Below are 17663 nucleotides of genomic sequence, written 5' to 3' on the forward strand. Positions count from 1 at the left end.
CCATGCTCGCCGCCCTGACTGCCTTTGCCATCACCTCCGCCGCCCGCCTGATCACGGGCGCCCGCGCCCTGTGGCTGGGCTGCACACCACAACCGGTGCAGCGCCTGTACTTCGCCAACCACAGCAGCCATGGCGACTTCGTCCTGCTGTGGGCTTCGCTGCCAGCCCCTTTGCGCCAGCGAACCCGGCCGGTGGCTGGCGCCGACTACTGGGCCAAGCCTGGGCTGCGCGATTTCGTCATTCGCAAGGTGTTCAATGGCGTGCTGATCGATCGCCAGCAGAGCGAGCCGCACGACAATCCCTTGCAGCCGGTGCTGGACGCCCTGGCCGCCGGTGATTCGCTGATCTTCTTCCCCGAGGGCACGCGCAACCTCACTGATGAGCCGTTGCTGCCGTTCAAAAGCGGCCTGTTCCACCTCGCCGCTGGCAATCCGAGTATCGAACTGGTGCCGGTGTGGATCGCCAACCTCAACCGGGTCATGCCCAAGGGCCGCGCCCTGCCGCTGCCACTGTTGTGCACCCTGAGCTTTGGCGAGCCACTGCACCTGGACGCCGCTGAAGGCAAGCACGCATTTCTCGAGCGGGCCCGCCAGGCTCTGCTGAACCTGGCCCCCAAGGAAGCCTGAGATGGACCACAACACCTATGCCCTGTTCGCCGGTATCGGCGCGCTGCTGCTGCTCGCCAGCGTCATCGGCCGCCTGCTCAAGTGGCGCGCGGGCCCGGCGCCGCACGCAGTCATCGACAACCTCAACGCGCGGATCAACGCCTGGTGGGTGATGGTGCTGGTGATCGGCATCGCCTTCCTGTTCGGCAAGTACGGCGTCATCGTGCTGTTCTACTGCGTGTCGTTCTATGCGCTGCGCGAGTTCATGACCCTGACCCCGACCCGACGCGGCGACTACCCGGCCTTGGTGGCGGCGTTCTACGTGGCACTGCCGGTGCAGTACCTGCTGATCGCGATGGACTGGTATGGGCTGTTCAGCATTTTCATTCCGGTCTATCTGTTCCTGTTCCTGCCGATCCTGGCCAGCTTCGGCGGTGATACCACGCGCTTTCTCGAGCGCGCCTCGAAGGTGCAGTGGGGCCTGATGATCGCGGTCTATTGCTTGTCCTCGGTGCCTGCGCTGTTGACCCTGGATATTCCCGGTTTCGAGGGCCGCAACCTGCTGCTAATCGCCTGGCTGATCCTGGTGGTGCAGATCAGCGACGTGCTGCAGTACGTGTGCGGCAAATTGTTCGGCAAGCGCAAGGTGGCGCCCAACCTGTCGCCGTCCAAGACCCTCGAAGGCCTGCTCGGCGGCGTGGCCCTGGCCACCCTGGTCGGCGCGGCGCTGTGCTGGATCACCCCGTTCAGCTTCTGGCAGGCGGCGCTGATGGCACTGACGGTCAATGCCATGGGTTTCTTCGGCGGCCTGGTGATGTCGGCGATCAAGCGTGATCGCGGGGTCAAAGACTGGGGCCACATGATCGAAGGCCATGGCGGCATGCTCGACCGGATGGATTCGGTGTGCTTCGCAGCGCCGGTGTTCTTTCACTTCGTGCGCTACTGGTGGGCCTGATCAGCCGGGCATAGCGCGACCAGGCAGGTGGACGTCGAGCCCAGGCAACTGGGCCGAGGTCGATAGCCCTATGGTGATGAGTCTTCGAACCCACCAACAGGAAACCTGCCATGTCCGATTTCATCACCGTCCTGCGCGAAACCTGCCCGACTCCGGTGGTCGACGCCACCAAGTGGAAGCGCATTGGCGGCGATCCGCACACCGTCAACCTCAACGCCTACCTGTCGGCTGACGGCAGCAAGATCATGGGCACCTGGATCTGCACCCCAGGCAAGTTCGAGGTCAATTACGACAAATGGGAGTTCTGCCACTTCCTCGACGGCTACTGCATCATCACCCCCGAAGGTGAAGAGCCAAAGCACCTGAAAGCGGGTGATGTCTTTGTCATCGAACCCGGGATGAAGGGCACCTGGGAAGTGGTCGAGACGGTACGCAAATACTTCGTCTTCGCCTGATTAGCGCTCCCAAGCTGCTCAACCAAGCGAAAAAAATCGCAGCTCAAACGCCCCTCCCCCAGGTGCGCAGTTACAGGGGGAGAGTCGTTCGAGCCGCGATCAAGATGAAGCCCACCTCGTTGCTCAGTCTTTCTTGCGATAACCCTCGACGATGGCCGAGAAGTCTTTGCCGCCTTCACCGCGCAGGCTCATGGCCTGATACAGCTGCTGTGCCACCGCACCGAGAATTACCGGCTGGTGCGCCTGACGCGCCGCCTCGGTGGCCAGCCCCAGGTCCTTGAGCATCAACTCAGCGCCAAAGCCGCCGGTATAGCCACGGGCCGCCGGGGCACTGTCGATCACCCCCGGCCACGGGTTATAGGTATCCGAACTCCAGCAACGCCCAGTCGAGCTGTTGATGATGCCGGCCAGCACCTTGGTATCGATCCCTAGTGCGTTGCCCAGGGCCATGGCCTCGGACACGCCGATCATCGAGATGCCCAGCAGCAGGTTGTTGCAGATCTTGGCGATCTGCCCGGTACCCACCTCACCGCAATGGACGATATTGCGCCCCATCTGCTTGAGCACCGGCTCCAGCGTGGCGAACAGCTCGGCACTCGCGCCGACCATGAAGGTCAGGGTGCCTGCTGCTGCGCCACCGGTGCCGCCCGATACCGGCGCATCGCCCATGTCCACGCCCTTGGCGGCGGCCGCCTTGGACACATCACGCGCGGTCTGCGGATCGATGGTGCTGCAATCGACTGTCGGCGTGCCCGGTTTTACCCCGGCCAATACCCCGTCTTCGTTCAAATACACGCTGCGCACATGGGCGGCAGCCGGCAGCATGGTGATGACCAGCTCGCTGGCGGCGGCAGCGTCCTTGGGCGAGGCACTGATCTGCCCGCCCAGTTCGGCAAGCTCAGCCAGCACGGTCTTGTTCAAATCGAACAGGTTCAGCTGATGGCCGGCCTTGATCAGGTTGCGCGCCATAGGCGCGCCCATGTTGCCCAGACCGATGAATGCAATGCGCATGGGGGCCTCCTTAGCGCAGGCTGATGGTGGTGTTCACGCCGTCGTTGACGCTGTCGTCGTCGAACCAGCGTGCGGTGACCGTCTTGGTCTGCGTGTAGAACTGCACCACCTGCTTGCCGTACGGGCCGAGGTCGCCGAGCTTGGAGCCACGCGACCCGGTGAAGCTGAAGTACGGCACGGGCACCGGAATCGGGATGTTGATACCGACCTGGCCGATGTCGATCTCGCTCTGGAATTTGCGCGCCGCTGCGCCGCTCTGGGTGAACAGGCCAGTGCCGTTGCCGAACGGGTTGGCGTTGACCAGGGCGATAGCCTCATCGAGGGTATCAACCTCCAGGGTCACCAGCACCGGGCCGAAGATTTCCTGGGTGTAGACCTGCATGTCGGTAGTCACCCCGGAGAACAGGGTTGGGCCGACGAAGTTGCCTTGTTCATAGCCCGGCACCGTCACGCCGCGGCCGTCCAGCTCAAGCTTGGCGCCTTCCTGGATGCCGCTCTCGATCAGGCCCAGCACACGCTCCTTGGCGCGCTTGGAAACCACCGGACCGACATCGGTGCCCGGCTCGCAACCGGCGTTGACCTTGAGCTGGCTCGCCGCAGCCTTGATGTCTGGCAGCCATTCACGGGCCTTGCCGACCAGCACGGCCACCGAGGTTGCCATGCAGCGCTGGCCGGCAGCGCCAAAGGCAGCTCCCACCAGGGCGTTGACAGTTTGCGTGCGGTTGGCGTCAGGCAATACCACGGCGTGGTTCTTGGCGCCCATCATCGATTGCACGCGCTTGCCATGCTGGCTGCCCAGGTTGTACACGTGGGTGCCGACTTCGGTGGAGCCGACGAACGAGATCGCCTTGATGTCCTTGTGCGTGCAGATCGCATCCACCACCTGCTTGCCGCCATGCACCACGTTCAGCACACCAGCCGGAACGCCAGCCTCCAGCGCCAGCTCGACCAGCAGCATGGTCGACAGCGGGTCCTGCTCGGACGGCTTGAGGACGAAGGTGTTGCCACACACGATAGCCATCGGGAACATCCACAGCGGAATCATCGCCGGGAAGTTGAATGGCGTAATACCGGCGCATACACCGATCGGCTGGCGCAAGGTGTAGGTATCGACGCCGCCTGCGACGTTCTCGGCGAACTCGCCCATTTGCAGGGTGCCGATGGACGCGGCGTGCTCGACCACTTCCAGGCCACGGAAGATATCGCCTTCAGCATCAGCCAGGGTCTTGCCCTGCTCGGCGCTGAGGGTTTGGGCGATACGCTTGGTGTGTTCGCGGATCAGCGCTTGCAGCTTGAGCATGATGCGCATGCGTGCGCCGATCGGGGTGTCGCGCCAGCTGACGAAAGCGCGCTGGGCAGCGGCTACGGCGGCGTCGACTTCCTCCACGGTGGCGAACGGCACACGCGCCAGCACTTGCTGGGTGGCCGGGTTGACGATATCGCGCCACTCGCTGGTTTTAGATTCGACCCATTGCCCGTCGATCAGCAGCTTGACCTGCTCGACTGTGGCCTGGGTGGGGGTTTGAGGTGCGTTCATCTGCGCTCTCCTTGGAATTATTGTGGGACGAGATCGCCAACGCGAGGTGGCGTCTAGGCGCTGATTTCGAGTATAGATGTGCAAACATCCAACAAGAACGCACAAAAAAACCGGATCATCATGCAAAAAGACCTCACCTCCCTCGGGTCGCTGAACTGGGACGACCTGAAGTTCTTTCTTGAAGTGGCGCGCACCCGCAAGGCCAGCAGCGCGGCCAAACGCTTGAGCGTCGACTACACCACGGTGTCGCGACGGATCAGCTCGCTGGAGGGCGCGTTGGGCACCTTGCTGTTCGAAAAGTCGCGGACCAACGGCTTCGTCCTGACGGCCGAGGGCCAGCGCTTGCTGGGCTATGCCGAGTCGATCGAAAGCACGCTGCACATGGCGTGCGAGCAGGTGTCAGGGTCGGGCGTGGCGTTGTCCGGGCATGTGCGCATGGGCTGCACCGAGGGCTTCGGCAGCTTTTTCGTCACTCCGCAGCTGAGCCACTTCGTCGATGCGTGGCCGGCGATCTCGGTGGATATCCTGCCGTTGCCGCACTTCATCAGCCTGTCCAAGCGCGAGGCGGACATTGTCATCGCCCTGGAGCGGCCCGAGCATGGGCCATACGTGTGCTGCAAGTTGTGTGACTACCGCTTGCGGCTCTATGCAACGCAGGACTACCTCGACAGTCACGAGCCGATCCGCCAAGTCAGCGACCTGGCCGCTCATCCGTTCATCAGCTACGTCGACGATCTGGCCTTCAGCTCGGAGCTGTTGTACCTGGCCAACTTGATCCCCAACGCCCATGCGCATTTGCGCAGCACCAGTGTCATTGCCCAATACACGGCGGCGCTGCAAGGGCGTGGGCTGGCGATTCTGCCGTGCTTCCTGGCGGCGCAGGATCCGCGTTTGATTACCGTTTTGCCTGGGGAAGTGGACATTACCCGGCAGTTTTGGATGTATTGCCGGGAGGATCTGCGCAAGCTCAAGCGCATTACCTTGCTGTGGGATTACATCCGCGAAGTGACCGAGGCGAATGCGCCGTTGTTGATGGGCGATACGCGTGAAATGCGTTTTGCTCGCGAGTGAATATTCCACTGCTTTGCACTTAAGATTCTGGGGCTGCTTCGCAGCCCTTCGCTTCGGTTAGGCGCCCCGAAGGGCCGCAAAGCGGGCCCCAATGATTTAAGCGACAACTTGACTCAATCAGACGCCACCACGATCGACACCCGCCGGTTCTCGGTCCGCCCACTGCTGGTGCTGTTATCCGCCACCGGCTGGCTACTCCCCATACCCCGGGTTTGGATGTTCTGTGGCTGCATGCCGATGCCCACCAAAGCCTTGGCCACGCTCTGCGCACGGCGCTCGGACAGTTGCTGGTTGTAGGCGGCCTTACCCGATGCATCGGTGTGACCGTCAACGCGCACGCGCTGGATATCAACGCTCAACAAGGCCTTGCCAATGCGTTCGACGATGTCCTGACTCTGGCTATTGAGGCTGTCCAGGTCACTGCCGAACAGCACTTTGCCAGACAGATCGAACGCCCAGCCCTCCTCGGTCGGGGCGAACCCCTCGCGCTTGAGCACGGCCACCTGCTCGGCCGTCAGGCCCTGAGGCACGCTCTGGCAACCCCCCAGGGTCAATAGCGCCAGCAGCATGGCCAGCAAAGGAAAACGCAGTTGGGAAAACGGGTGAATCACGGCTAGCTCCTTTTTTTCACGTCAAGCGCCACGTTCCGTATGCGCCACTTGCCAATGGCCACGGCGCTTGCGCTTGGCCTGGTACATCGCCGCGTCGGCGGCGTTGAGTAGACTGGCCGGGTCTTGGCCATCGTCCGGGTAGTAGGCGATGCCTACGCTGAGCGAGGTGGTGAGGCTGTCGCCATCGTCGAGTTGAATTGGCAGCTTCATGCTGGTGACGATTTTTTCCGCGATGCGCTCGGCATCTTCGCGCGAGTGCAGCGGGGTCAGCAGTACCGCGAACTCATCGCCACCGAGCCGTGCGACCAGGTCGTGCTCGCGCAGTTGCGCGCGGATGCGGTTGGCCACACTGATCAGCACTTCATCGCCCACCGCGTGGCCGAGGCTGTCGTTGATCTGCTTGAAGTGATCGCTGTCGAGGAACAGCAGCGCCAGATGCTCCTGCTCCCGGGCCGCGTTGCGCAGGCTGCGACTGACCCGGCCTTCGAAGAAGGCGCGGTTGGGCAGGCCGGTCAAGCTGTCGTGGCTGGCCAGATGAGCCAAGGTCTCGTTCTCGCTCTGCAGATGGCTCTGCCAGGTTTCCAGCTCGTCGAGCAAGGCGTTGAAGTCGTTGCCCAGCTCGTTCAGCTCAGCAATCTGCGCCTCGGGGACGCGCCGGTCGAAGCTGCGCTCGCGACGTGCGGCATGGGCCACGCTAGCCAGGCTGCGCAACGGGCGGATGATGTCGCCCAGCAAGCGCCGCGACAGGTAGCTGGCAACCAGTGCGCTGAGCATGGTGCACAGCACCACCCCGGCCAGACCACTGAGCAGGAAACGCAGCAGGCTGCGGCCCTGGCCGATCAACTCGATATGCCCGACCTTTTGCTGCTGATGCATGATCGGCAGATTGATCGGCTGCTCGAGCAAGGTGCTGGCGACCATGGCTTCAAGCGGCGCGAGCACGCCGTCATCCTCACGCTGCCAGTGGGCCAACTCCTCACCGTCGTTGTTGAACACCTTGGCATCGGCGACCTCTTCGGTGCCGGCGATCGTCACTAGGGCCTCGTTGGCTGCGGCGCGGTCGTCGAACACCACTGCGGCTTCCACGGTGTAGTTGATCGAGCGGGCGATCAGGTGCAGGTTGTGGTCGGCATAGACGCGCAGAGCCAAGACGCCTAGCAAGGTTACCGAAACGCCCGCCAGACCTACCGCCAACAGTGCGGCGCTTAGATGCCCACGACCGAGCACGGCGCGCAGGGTCGGACGGATAACCCGCTTGGCTGAGGCGATCATGGCTGCGCCGCTCGCCGACGGGACAGCTGCAACACGCTGGGGTGGATGCGCACGCCACTACGCGCTACCGAGTCCAGGTTCACCTCGAAGGTCACCTGACGATCGCCCACCCGCAGGCAGAACAAGCTGCCGACCGTGCACGGGTCATCGGCCTCGCTGATGCTCAGTACCGGTTGGCCGCTGAGGGCCTGAAACAGATGATCGCGCTCGCCCTGATCGAGCTTGCCGATATACACCGCATCGCAAGCCCCGGCGATGCGCCGGTCGTTGGCCAACAGGCGGCGGACTTGCAGGGGCTGGCCAGAGTTCTGCACGTTGCCCTTGATCAGGTCGTCGGCGTATTCGGTAGGCCCCACCAGGCACAATCGCAACGGCACAGGCTCTGTCGGCCAACGGGCATAGCTGAGAATGCCCAGCACCACCTGGGTAACAGCCTTGGCCCGTTGTTGCACCTGGGCGGTGGTCGCGCCAGTGTCTGCCTGGCTGGGGCTGGCGAAAAGCATCAAGGCCGCCAGCAGCAGCGATAAGGCACAGCCAGTCACTCGACCCCAGGGCGAGACAGCCACCATCATGTGGGAAAACTCTCAAAATAAGGTCAGATAATGCCGCAAAGATAGCATATCGCCGCCAGGCAGCGTGTACGTCCGTCCCAACCCCAGCGCCTCAGACCTGTTCCAGCATCAGCCCGGAAATCCGCCGCACCTTGCGCTTGACCGCCTCCTCAAAGATACCTGCGCGTGGCTCGATCAGGCTGAAACAGTGTTTGGCCCGGGTAATGCCGGTATACACCAGCTCTTTGGTCAGCACCGGATTGAGCGCATCGGGCAGCACCAACGCGGTGTGGCTGAACTCCGAGCCCTGCGACTTGTGCACCGTCATGGCAAACACCGTTTCCACTTCATTGAGCCGGCTGGGCAGGACGAAACGCACACCGCCACTGCCATCGTTACGCGGGAAGGCTACGCGCAGCAGCGATACGCCCTGCTCGTCAGGCAGGCGCAGGGCGATGCCGATATCGCCGTTCATCAGCCCCAAGCCATAGTCGTTGCGGGTGACCAATACCGGACGGCCTTCGTACCAGGGCTGTTGGCTGTCGATCAGCCCGGCGTTGTGCAGCACTCGGCTCACGCGCTCGTTCAACCCTTGCACCCCCCAAGGCCCCTTGCGCACTGCGCAAAGCAGCTGGAAGTCTTCAAAGCTTTGCAGGACCTGGCTTGCCCACACCTCCCAACGAGGATCCGTGAGCGGCGTGCCGGGTTGCGGCCGCTGGCGGCCAATGGTGCGCAGGTAATGGCGATAGCCTTGTGGCCCGTCGTTGCCCAGGCCGTCGAGCAATAGCCGGTCGAACCGGCGATCATGCTCGCCCTGCAGTGAAAGACCATGGACATCGGCAAGTGTGTGCGTCAGCAACTCGCGCGCCTCTTGTGCCTGCTGGCGATTGACCAGGCGTGCCAGCTGACCGATACCACTGCCTTCGCCAAAACGCCGCGAGTGACGCAGCATCACCACCTGCTGGGCCAGCGGGTTGCGCTGGGCATCGCCGGTCTTGAGGCCGCTAGCGCCCAGCGCCTGGCCACCGACCTGCTCCAGCCAGGCCTGGGTCGCCGATGAGTAACAGCCGTCCTCGGCATCCCGGCATAGATCACCGAGTACCGCCCCGGCTTCCACCGAGGCTAATTGGTCCTTGTCCCCCAGCAGCACCAAGCGTGCCTTGGGCGGCAGAGCGTCAAGCAGCACCGCCATCATTTCCAGGTCGATCATCGACGCTTCATCGATCACCAGCACATCCAGCGGCAACGGGTTGGCCGCATGGTGGCGAAAGTGCCGCGAGCCGGGGCGACTCCCCAGCAGGCGGTGAACGGTACTGACGTCGGTAGGGATCTGCGCACGAATCTCAGCGCTCACCTGCAAGCGCTCGACCTGCTGGCCAATCGATTCGGTCAGACGCGCCGCAGCCTTGCCCGTGGGCGCAGCCAGGCGAATCCGCAGGGGCCGGCCCTGCTCCACCGCAGGGGCTTGCAGCAGCGCCAGCAGGCGCACCACGGTAGTGGTCTTGCCGGTGCCTGGGCCGCCGGTGATGATGCTGAACGCGGCGCGGGTCGCCAAGGCGCAGGCCAGTTTCTGCCAGTCCACCTGGCCGGCCGGCGCGCCACCTTCGAACAGCTGGGCAAGACGCGCCGGCAGATCCGCCGGAATCGACTCATCCGCCGCCAACCGCTGGCGTAGCGCATCGTCGATCTGGCGCTCATAACTCCAGTAGCGCCGCAGATACAGGCGCAGGCCGCTGAGCACCAATGGTCGCGAGCTCTGATCGGGCGTGTTACCCGCAGCGACCAGTGAACTGGCCGCGATGCGTTGGCGCCAGGTGTCTTGATCAAGGTTGGCCAGCAGTTGCGAGGGCAGCAGCAGCGGCCCCGTCAGGGCGTCTCCTTCTGGCGGCAGGGACAAGGCGAAATCCGGTTCGGCCAGGGTTTGCGCCAGATCCAGGCAGACATGCCCGTGCCCCAGTTGATGGCTGGCCAAGGCCGCCGCCAGCAACAGCAGCGGATCGCTGCCAGGTGCCCGCTCTTCGAGAAAACCCACGAAGGCCCGGTCCAGTGCACGCAGCCAACCGCGCTCAACCCAACGGTCGAGCAGGATCAGCAGATCCTTGCTGTCCCTCAGCGGCGTCAGGGCCGCCAGTTGCTCAGCTTCCAGCGGCGTTGGCAATAGGTCGTCGAGACGTCGGCTCATGGCGCGGCTCCGGCAAACAGGTCCTGCTGTTCAGGCGCAAGGGCGCCGCGGAACAATGCGTCGAGGGATTCGATCAGCTCACGCGGCGGCTTGGCGAAATACAGGCCATGACCTGCGCGGTTGGCGCCGCGCAGGAAGATGAACAAGGCACCGCCAACATCGCGGTCGTAATCGTAATCGGGCAGGCGCGCGCGTAATTGCCGGTGCAGGGCGAGTAAATAGAGCACGTACTGCAGGTCGTAGCGGTGTTCGAGGATCGCCTGTTCCATCGCCAGCGCGTTGTAAGACTGGGTATCCGGGCCGAGCCAGTTGGACTTGTAGTCGGTCACGTAATAGCGGCCGTCCAGCTCGAACGCCAGGTCGATGAAGCCCTTGAACATGCCATTGAGCTGGGACGCCTGCGCCGCTGGCCGAGCGGCGCCAGCGTGGGTGTGACGGGTCACCAGCTGGTCGAGGCGCAGCACATCGACCTGATGGCTGGCGAACCAGAACTCCATCTCGATCTGGTACTGCCGCAAGTGCGCAAGGGTCAGCTGCGCGCCTGGCGCCTGTAAAGGCAGCGGTTCGTTGAGCATGTGCCCAAGCCATTGGCTCAAGGCGGGGATCCAGCCGGTCCAGTCACGCCGATTGCAGCGCTGGCCAACGGTGCGCTCGATCAATTCGGGGTTGGCGCTGATTTCGGCAAAGCCTTCGCGCCCAGCCCACTCCAACAGCCCATGGAGGAAGGTGCCTGGGCCTGGGCCACGGGGGAAGCGATGAATGTCGCCGCTCTCGGCAGGGATTTCACGCAACTGTTGGGCATCGACTCGCTCATCATCCATCAACTGCTGGGCTTGCGAGCTGTCGGCACCCAGGGTCTGGTCGCCGACGCGCAGGGCGCTGTAGGAGGCAATCCACCAGTTCTCTGCGGCAGACCGACGCGGCTTGCGTGCGGGCATCAATTCGCGGGCGTCGTCAGGGAGCAGATAGCGCACCTCATCCGGCGCGGGCACGCTGGCGCAGGCGATATGGGTACTGCCCGCTTGCAGGGCGTGTAGCCAGTCCGTGAGCTGCGGCGAGGCGGCCAGGGGCTGACCGCCGCCAAGCAGATAGCCCAGGGCCGAACGATGCAGCTGCGAGTGCTTCTGGTTGCCACGCTTGAGGTCGGCGACGCCGAGCCAGCAGGCATGCTGGGCGCGGGTCAGGGCGACGTAGAGCAGGCGCAGGTCTTCAGCCAGGCGCTCATCGTCGGCGCGGGCGATCTGCTGCTCATCCGGGGTTAGTGTCAGGTGGGCATTGCCCTGTTCGTCGTGCCAGGTCAGCGGCAGGCGCTGGCCATCGACTGGCTTGCTGGTGCAGATGAACGGTAGGTAGACCAACGGATATTCAAGGCCCTTGGACTTGTGGATGGTCACCACCTTGACCAGCTGTTCGTCGCTTTCCAGACGCAGGATTTGCTCTTCGCCGGCCTGACCAGCACCGGCCAGGTTCTCCGCAAGATGACGAATCAGTGCCTGCTCGCCATCCAGCTCGCCAGCGGCTTGTTGCAGCAGCTCGGCCAGGTGCAGCAGGTTGGTCAGCACCCGCTCGCCATCACTGCGGGCGATCAGCGTGCGTGGCAGTTTGAAGTCGTGCAGCAAGCGGCGCAGCATCGGCAGCACGCCCTGGCGTTGCCAGGTCTCGCGATACAGGCGAAAACGCATGACCCAGTCTTCCCAGATCCGCTCGTCCTGGTTCAGGCGCTCAAGCTCGGCCAGCGACTGGTCGAGGGTCAGGCTCGCCAGCGCAGCCTTGAGCAAGCGCTCTGAGTCCGGCTCGGCGCAGGCCTTCAGCCAGGCCAGCAGGTCATGGGCCTCCTGGGCGGCGAACACCGAGTCCTTGTCCGACAGGTACACGCTACGCACATCGCGGGCAGCCAGCTCGCTGCGGATCAACTGCGCCTCGCGGCCATCACGCACGAGGATGGCGATGTCCGAAGGCAGGCAGGGCCGCAGCAGGCCGTCAGCGTTGCTGAAACCGGTTACGCCGCGTTGTCCGCCATTGAGCAGGGCGACGATCTGGCTGGCGCAGCTGGCGGCCAACTGTTGCCGGTACAGGGTGCTGGACACCGGCTCTTCGCTTTCCAGCCGCCAGCAGTGCAAGGCAGCGGTCGGTTGGCCCTCGATCAGCAACCGCTCGCCGCGTCCCTTGGCGTTCACTTCAATGAAAGGCAAGGGGTTGTCCTGCCCCTCGCGGAACAGGAACGCACCGCGTCCTTGCTCACGTGCCTCCGCCTGGAGGAACACGCGGTTGACCGCGCCGACCATGGCCTGGCTGGAGCGGAAGTTGGTATCCAGGCTGTGCAGCCGGCCTGCGGTGGCGCGCCGGGCAGCGAGGTAGGTGAAAATGTCGGCACCGCGGAACGCATAGATCGCCTGTTTGGGGTCGCCGATCATGAACAAGCCGGTTTCCGTGCGATTCTCGCTGATCCGGTAGATGCGCTCGAAGATGCCGTACTGGACCGGATCGGTGTCCTGGAATTCGTCAATCATCGCCACCGGGAACTGCTCGCGGATCAATCCGGCCAGGCGTTCGCCAGCCTCTTGCCCAAGGGCGTGCTGCAGACGCAGGAGCATGTCGTCGAAGCCCATTTCAGCGCGGCGGCGCTTTTCCACTTCGAAACGTGCAGATACCCAGTTGGCAGCATGCTCGAGCAAGCGTACATCGGGGCTAGGCAGCGCCTGTAGCTGCTGAGGCAGGCTTTGCATGGCGTGCAGCGCTGGGTGCTGCGGCGGCTCGCCAACCTTCCAGGCCTCGGCCATACCCGCCGGGGTGAGACGGGTGAAGCCCGTGCCCAGGTCCAGTTCCAGCGCCTGCTCATCAGTGGCCCAGCTGCGCAGCTTGTCAAACCAGGGCTCGAAGAAACGCGCCTGCATTTTGCGGCCATCGACCTGCTTGGCTGCCACGGCATCGCGGCAGATCTGCTGCAACTGCTCGGCCCACTCTGCCCACGGCGCCTTCAGTTGGCTAAGCTGCTCGCTGCGCTGTTGCAGGGTGGCCTCGATCAACGCCTGCGGCTCGACCTCTTCCTGCTCGGCTGTGGCACGGGCGAACAGCGGGCGGATGCGCGGCAACAACGCATCGGGGCTGATCCAGCGAGCGCGGACCCAGGCCAGGGCTTCGCCACGCATGCTGTAGCAGTAGCGGCGCCAGTAATCACGCATGACCTGGCCGAGCAGTTCGCTGTGATCGGTTTCCAGGCTTTGGGTAAACAGGCTGCCGCTGTCGAAGGCATGCTCTCGAAGCATGCGCTGGCACCAGCCGTGAATGGTCGACACCGCCGCCTCGTCCATCCACTGCACGGCCACCTCCAGGCGACTGGCACAGCGTGGCCAAAGCGCTTCGGGATAGTCGTCGCGCAGTAGCTGCAGCAGTGGATCGGCGTCGGCCAGCTCGCCACGGAAGAAGCGCGCAGCTTCTGCCAGGCGGGTGCGGATACGCTCGCGCAACTCTTTGGTGGCGGCGTCGGTGAAGGTCACTACGAGGATCTGCGGCGGCAACAGTTCGCGGCCAAAGCCCTGCTCGTCGCCATGCCCGAGGATCAGGCGCAGGTACAGCGCCGAGATAGTGAAGGTTTTACCGGTACCGGCGCTGGCTTCGATCAGTTGGCTGCCATGCAGCGGAAAGCTCAAGGCCAAAGGGCGGGCCTGGGTCATGCGGCACTCTCCGGATTGCCCAGGGTCTGCCAGGGCGCGGCGAACAGGGGGCGGTACAGGGCTTCACACCAGCCTTCGAATGTTTCATCAGCCGTAAGCGCGGCAAAGTCGCGAAACTGCCGGGCCAGGGCCAGGCTTTCGCTGCGCTCGCCAAAGCTGTTCTGGCCGTCGCCTTCGTAGGCGCGGGCAGCGGCAGCCAAGGCTTTGTCGGCATCATCCTGGGCCAGCCAAGCGAATGCGGTCTTGGCCGCCACTGGCAGCGGCGCGTTCATTGCGGCTTGGCGCGAGATCAGCAGATCGCCCAGCAGATCGGCGGCCTGTGCCTGTGGTAGCGGCTCAAGCAGCAGGGTCAGGTCACTGGCAACCAGGGCGCTGTGCAGCGGGTAGCCGGCGGCGCAGGCCGCCAGGTGCATCACCCAGGTGGGGATCAGGCGATGTCGCTTGAGGTTGTTGCGCCCTGCACTGATGGTGTTGGGCACGGTGGTGATGCTCAACAAGCTCTGGTCATCGGCCTGATAAACCCGGCCCAGCCAGCCCTGCAAGCGATCGCTACCGCGTTCGAAGTGAATCGGCAGGGCGCCCTCGACCAGGGTCGGCCAGCGCTGCAGCAGTTGCCGATGGCGTTGCAGCAGGTCCGGCAGCGGCTGAATCAGCTCGGCCTGGAGGATCTCGCCAAACCCCGCCAGTGGCAGCAGGCCACATGCCTGTAGGCGACGCGCCTGGGTGTGCAAGGCGCGTTCGGCGTTGTCTGGATCGGCCAGCGCTGCGCCCAGCAATGTCTCGCTAAGGCCGTATCGCTGTAGCGCATCGAGGACGAAAGGCTCTTCGTCCGGAGTCGGCGCTTCAAGTGCCTCGAAGAACACCTTCAAGCGTTGACTGAAGAAATGCCGAACCGGGTGGCGCAAGAAGTCCTGCAGTTGCACCAGGTTCAGTGGCTCGTCACTCACATACGGCGGCAATGGTTGATCAGCCGGAAGCGGCGAGTCGTCGGTCTGGTGCAATACCTGCCACTCATGGGCATAACTGAACAGCGGGCTGCCCTTCTGGAAATAGCGCTGGCTGAAGGGCTGCAAGGGGTGCTCCTGGGTCAGCGCGTGCAGCAGTTGCTGGCCAGGGTCGTCACGCAGCCCTTGCTTGGCTCCGGCCAGTCGCCATCCTGCTGCGAGGTGATCCCGCAACTGGCCAATCAGCACCGATGCCGGACGCTCACTGTTGTCGCGGATGCTGCGACCGACCCAGCTGACGTACAACTGGTCCCGGGCCGAGAGCAGTGCTTCGAGCAGCAGGTAGCGGTCATCCTCGCGCCGCGAACGGTCACCTGGGCGATAGTCGCTGGCCATCAGGTCGAAGTCCAGGGGTTGCTGGGCGCGCGGATAATCGCCGTCGTTCATGCCCAGCAGACAGACCACCCGGAAGGGGATCGCACGCATGGGCATCAGGGTGCAGAAGTTCACCGAGCCCGCAAGAAAGCGCTGCGACAGCTTGCCCTGATCCAGGCCGGACAACCAGGCTTCGCGCACCACCGTCAGCGGCAAGGGGTCTTGCAGGCCGACGGTGTCGCAGGTTTGCAGCCAGGTGTCTTGCAGGTCTTGCAGCTGCACCAGAAGAAACTCGTCGTGTTCGTTTTCAGCCAGGAAGAACACCTGCAGCAAGGCGTTCAGGCGCTCGCCCCACTGCGCTGCGGTGGCGGGTTGCGACAATGCCAGGCAGGCCACATCGAGGGCATCGAGCAAGGCTACTAGCGGGCCGATCAAGGCTGCGTCCAGGCCGCCAATTTCGTCATAAGGTTCGATGCCATCACAGCCCTCGCCCACCCCAACGGCGTAGCCAAGCAGCATGCGTCGCAGGCCGAAGCGCCAACTGTTCTGCTCCAGGCCTTGCGGCAAACCAAGGGTAGCGCGCTGTTCGGCATTCAGGCCCCAGCGGATACCGGCGCCCTCGATCCAGCGGTGCAGGGTTGGCAAATCGCTTTCCTGGATGGCGAAGCGAGCACGTAGCGCAGGAACATCGAGCAGGTCGAGGACTTCACTCACCGCGAAGCGGCTTTCCGGCAACTTGAGCAAGTGCTCCAGGGCAATCAGCAGTGGGTCGCGACCGCGCTGGCCCTGGTCGGTCAGGGTGAAGGGGATATAGCGCGGATCATGGCGATCCAACTGGCCAAACACCGCGCGGATGTGGGGGGCATAGTCATCGATCGCTGGCAGCATGACGATAATGTCGCGCGGGCGCAGGGTTGGGTCGGCGCTGAAACGGGCTAGCAGTTGGTCATGAAGGATTTCAACTTCACGCTGGGCACTGTGCGCGACGTGGAAGCGTATCGAGCGATCCTTGCCGGGATCGACTGGCGGCCACACGTCGCGGGTCTCGGCCAAAGGCCGCAACTCAAGGATGTCATCCTGCAGCTGGTTGAGCAGGTTGGTCGGCTGGCCCTCGCTGAACAGGTCGATACGACCGTCGCTGAACACCCCTTGGTAGCTGGCGGGGTCGTCATAGCTATCGAGCAAGTTGATGTAGTCACGGCCCTGCTTACCCCAGGCGGCCAGCAGTGGATGGGCATGCTGGTGCAGCGAGTCGTCGTCCAATTGCAGCGGCATGCCCTGCTTGCGTTGTTGACGCTTGTACTGGTGCCGGAGCAGATCTTTGTCGGCAACGATATCGGCCCAATGGTGGCGACAGGGGTTATGCACGCATAACAGCACCTGGCTGAAACGGGCCAGGCCAGCAAGGGCTTCGAGGGCTTGCGCGGGCAAGGAAGAGATGCCGAATACGATCGCTCTGCCGGGGAGACCGCTGGGCGCTTGCGCCAGGCTGTGCATGCGCTCGATAAAGCGTTGGTGCACCCCGGCACGGCTCTGGGCCATGCCTTCCAGGCCGACATCTTCGAGTAATGCGCGCCACAACTCGGCCTGCCAGCGATTACCGGGAGCCAAAGGCTTGCGCTCGCCGCGAGCGCTGTTAAGCACATGCTCACCGCCAGCCCAGTCCTTGAGCCAGTCGGCGCGGTAGACCTGGTATTGGTCGAACAGATCGGCCAATCGCTCGGCCAGCTGATAGCGCTTGCGCAGGTCGCTGTCGTCGGTCAGAAAGCGTCGCAGCGGTTCGAAATGCGGGCGCTTGATCAACTCGGGGAGCAGGCGCATCAGCCGCCAGGTCAACGGCGCCTTGTCGAGCAAGGACACTTCTGGGATTTCATCACGGCCCAGGACCTTGCGGTACAGCTGCCACATGAAGCTACCCGGCAATTGCACATCGATGGCAGCGGCAATGCCACAGCCACCTTGGTCGTCGTCCTGTGGGTCTTCGGCCAGGGCCAGCTTGAGCCATTGGGCGATGCCATTGCTCTGTACCAAGGCGACTTCGTTCTCCAGGGGCGCGAGCGGGTAACGACGCATCCAGCTCACAACCAGGCTACGCAGGTCATCCAGGCGGTTGCCGTGAACGATCATGAAGCCGGGGTGCAAGGGGGTATTTGCCATTGGGCACTCTCTGGAGGGCAGTCGGTCCTGGGGAGGAACCATATCATGGGGATGGGCTGCGAACTGAAACCCACACAGCCACATTTCTTTTCAGCCAGAAAGACAAAACCCCTACCTGCTCACGCAGATAGGGGTTTTGCGAAATGAATCTTGACGATGACCTACTCTCACATGGGGAAACCCCACACTACCATCGGCGATGCATCGTTTCACTACTGAGTTCGGGATGGGATCAGGTGGTTCCAATGCTCTATGGTCGTCAA

Annotated in this window: 12 protein-coding genes and 1 rRNA gene; 4 read left to right on the plus strand and 9 right to left on the minus strand. The window is 63.7% G+C overall.

Translation table 11 applies throughout. The features are described from left to right. Positions 1-2 precede the first annotated feature (2 nt). From AAZU54_RS14600 to AAZU54_RS14610, 3 genes are all read left to right on the plus strand, one after another. Positions 3-626 (plus strand): lysophospholipid acyltransferase family protein, encoded by a 624-nt coding sequence (locus tag AAZU54_RS14600; protein WP_186554283.1) that lies wholly within the window; start codon positions 3-5, stop codon positions 624-626. 1 nt (position 627) lies between these two features. Beyond that, positions 628-1560, plus strand: coding sequence for a phosphatidate cytidylyltransferase (locus AAZU54_RS14605; protein ID WP_186554284.1), 933 nt, complete (start codon positions 628-630; stop codon positions 1558-1560). 110 nt (positions 1561-1670) lie between these two features. After that, positions 1671-2015, plus strand: a complete 345-nt coding sequence (locus AAZU54_RS14610) for a cupin domain-containing protein (protein WP_003251579.1) — start codon at positions 1671-1673, stop codon at positions 2013-2015. Between the two features lie 123 nt (positions 2016-2138). Here the strand turns inward: AAZU54_RS14610 and mmsB are convergent, their stop codons facing one another. Next, on the minus strand, positions 2139-3026 hold the full coding sequence (gene mmsB / locus AAZU54_RS14615) for a 3-hydroxyisobutyrate dehydrogenase (RefSeq protein WP_186554285.1): 888 nt from the start codon (positions 3024-3026) through the stop codon (positions 2139-2141). 10 nt (positions 3027-3036) lie between these two features. Next, positions 3037-4563: a CoA-acylating methylmalonate-semialdehyde dehydrogenase gene (locus AAZU54_RS14620; RefSeq protein ID WP_186554286.1), complete on the minus strand. Its 1527-nt coding sequence runs from the start codon at positions 4561-4563 to the stop codon at positions 3037-3039. 120 nt (positions 4564-4683) lie between these two features. Between AAZU54_RS14620 and AAZU54_RS14625 the strand changes: the two genes are divergently transcribed. Further along, positions 4684-5634 (plus strand): LysR family transcriptional regulator, encoded by a 951-nt coding sequence (locus AAZU54_RS14625; RefSeq protein ID WP_186554287.1) that lies wholly within the window; start codon positions 4684-4686, stop codon positions 5632-5634. Between the two features lie 113 nt (positions 5635-5747). Here the strand turns inward: AAZU54_RS14625 and AAZU54_RS14630 are convergent, their stop codons facing one another. The 7 genes from AAZU54_RS14630 to rrf form a co-directional block, all read right to left on the minus strand. Further along, on the minus strand, positions 5748-6203 hold the full coding sequence (locus tag AAZU54_RS14630) for an OmpA family protein (RefSeq protein WP_186554303.1): 456 nt from the start codon (positions 6201-6203) through the stop codon (positions 5748-5750). 63 nt (positions 6204-6266) lie between these two features. Continuing rightward, the gene (locus tag AAZU54_RS14635; RefSeq protein WP_186554288.1) at positions 6267-7517 is read right to left on the minus strand and encodes a diguanylate cyclase domain-containing protein; all 1251 of its coding nucleotides are present in this window, start codon (positions 7515-7517) and stop codon (positions 6267-6269) included. Next, positions 7514-8089: a YfiR family protein gene (locus AAZU54_RS14640; protein ID WP_186554289.1), complete on the minus strand. Its 576-nt coding sequence runs from the start codon at positions 8087-8089 to the stop codon at positions 7514-7516. Before AAZU54_RS14640 ends, AAZU54_RS14635 begins: the two co-directional genes overlap by 4 nt. Before the next feature lie 91 nt (positions 8090-8180). Beyond that, the gene (recD, locus tag AAZU54_RS14645) at positions 8181-10250 is read right to left on the minus strand and encodes an exodeoxyribonuclease V subunit alpha (RefSeq protein WP_405130030.1); all 2070 of its coding nucleotides are present in this window, start codon (positions 10248-10250) and stop codon (positions 8181-8183) included. Further along, positions 10247-13924 (minus strand): exodeoxyribonuclease V subunit beta, encoded by a 3678-nt coding sequence (recB, locus tag AAZU54_RS14650; protein ID WP_434727305.1) that lies wholly within the window; start codon positions 13922-13924, stop codon positions 10247-10249. The genes recD and recB overlap by 4 nt, the downstream gene beginning before the upstream one ends. Beyond that, a complete protein-coding gene (gene recC / locus AAZU54_RS14655) occupies positions 13921-17400 on the minus strand; it encodes an exodeoxyribonuclease V subunit gamma (protein WP_434727306.1) in 3480 nt (1159 codons plus the stop codon). The genes recB and recC overlap by 4 nt, the downstream gene beginning before the upstream one ends. A 148-nt stretch (positions 17401-17548) precedes the next feature. Continuing rightward, positions 17549-17663 (minus strand): 5S ribosomal RNA (rrf, locus tag AAZU54_RS14660).

The organism is Pseudomonas sp. Je.1.5.c (genome assembly GCF_051129895.1).
GTDB lineage: Bacteria > Pseudomonadota > Gammaproteobacteria > Pseudomonadales > Pseudomonadaceae > Aquipseudomonas > Aquipseudomonas urmiensis.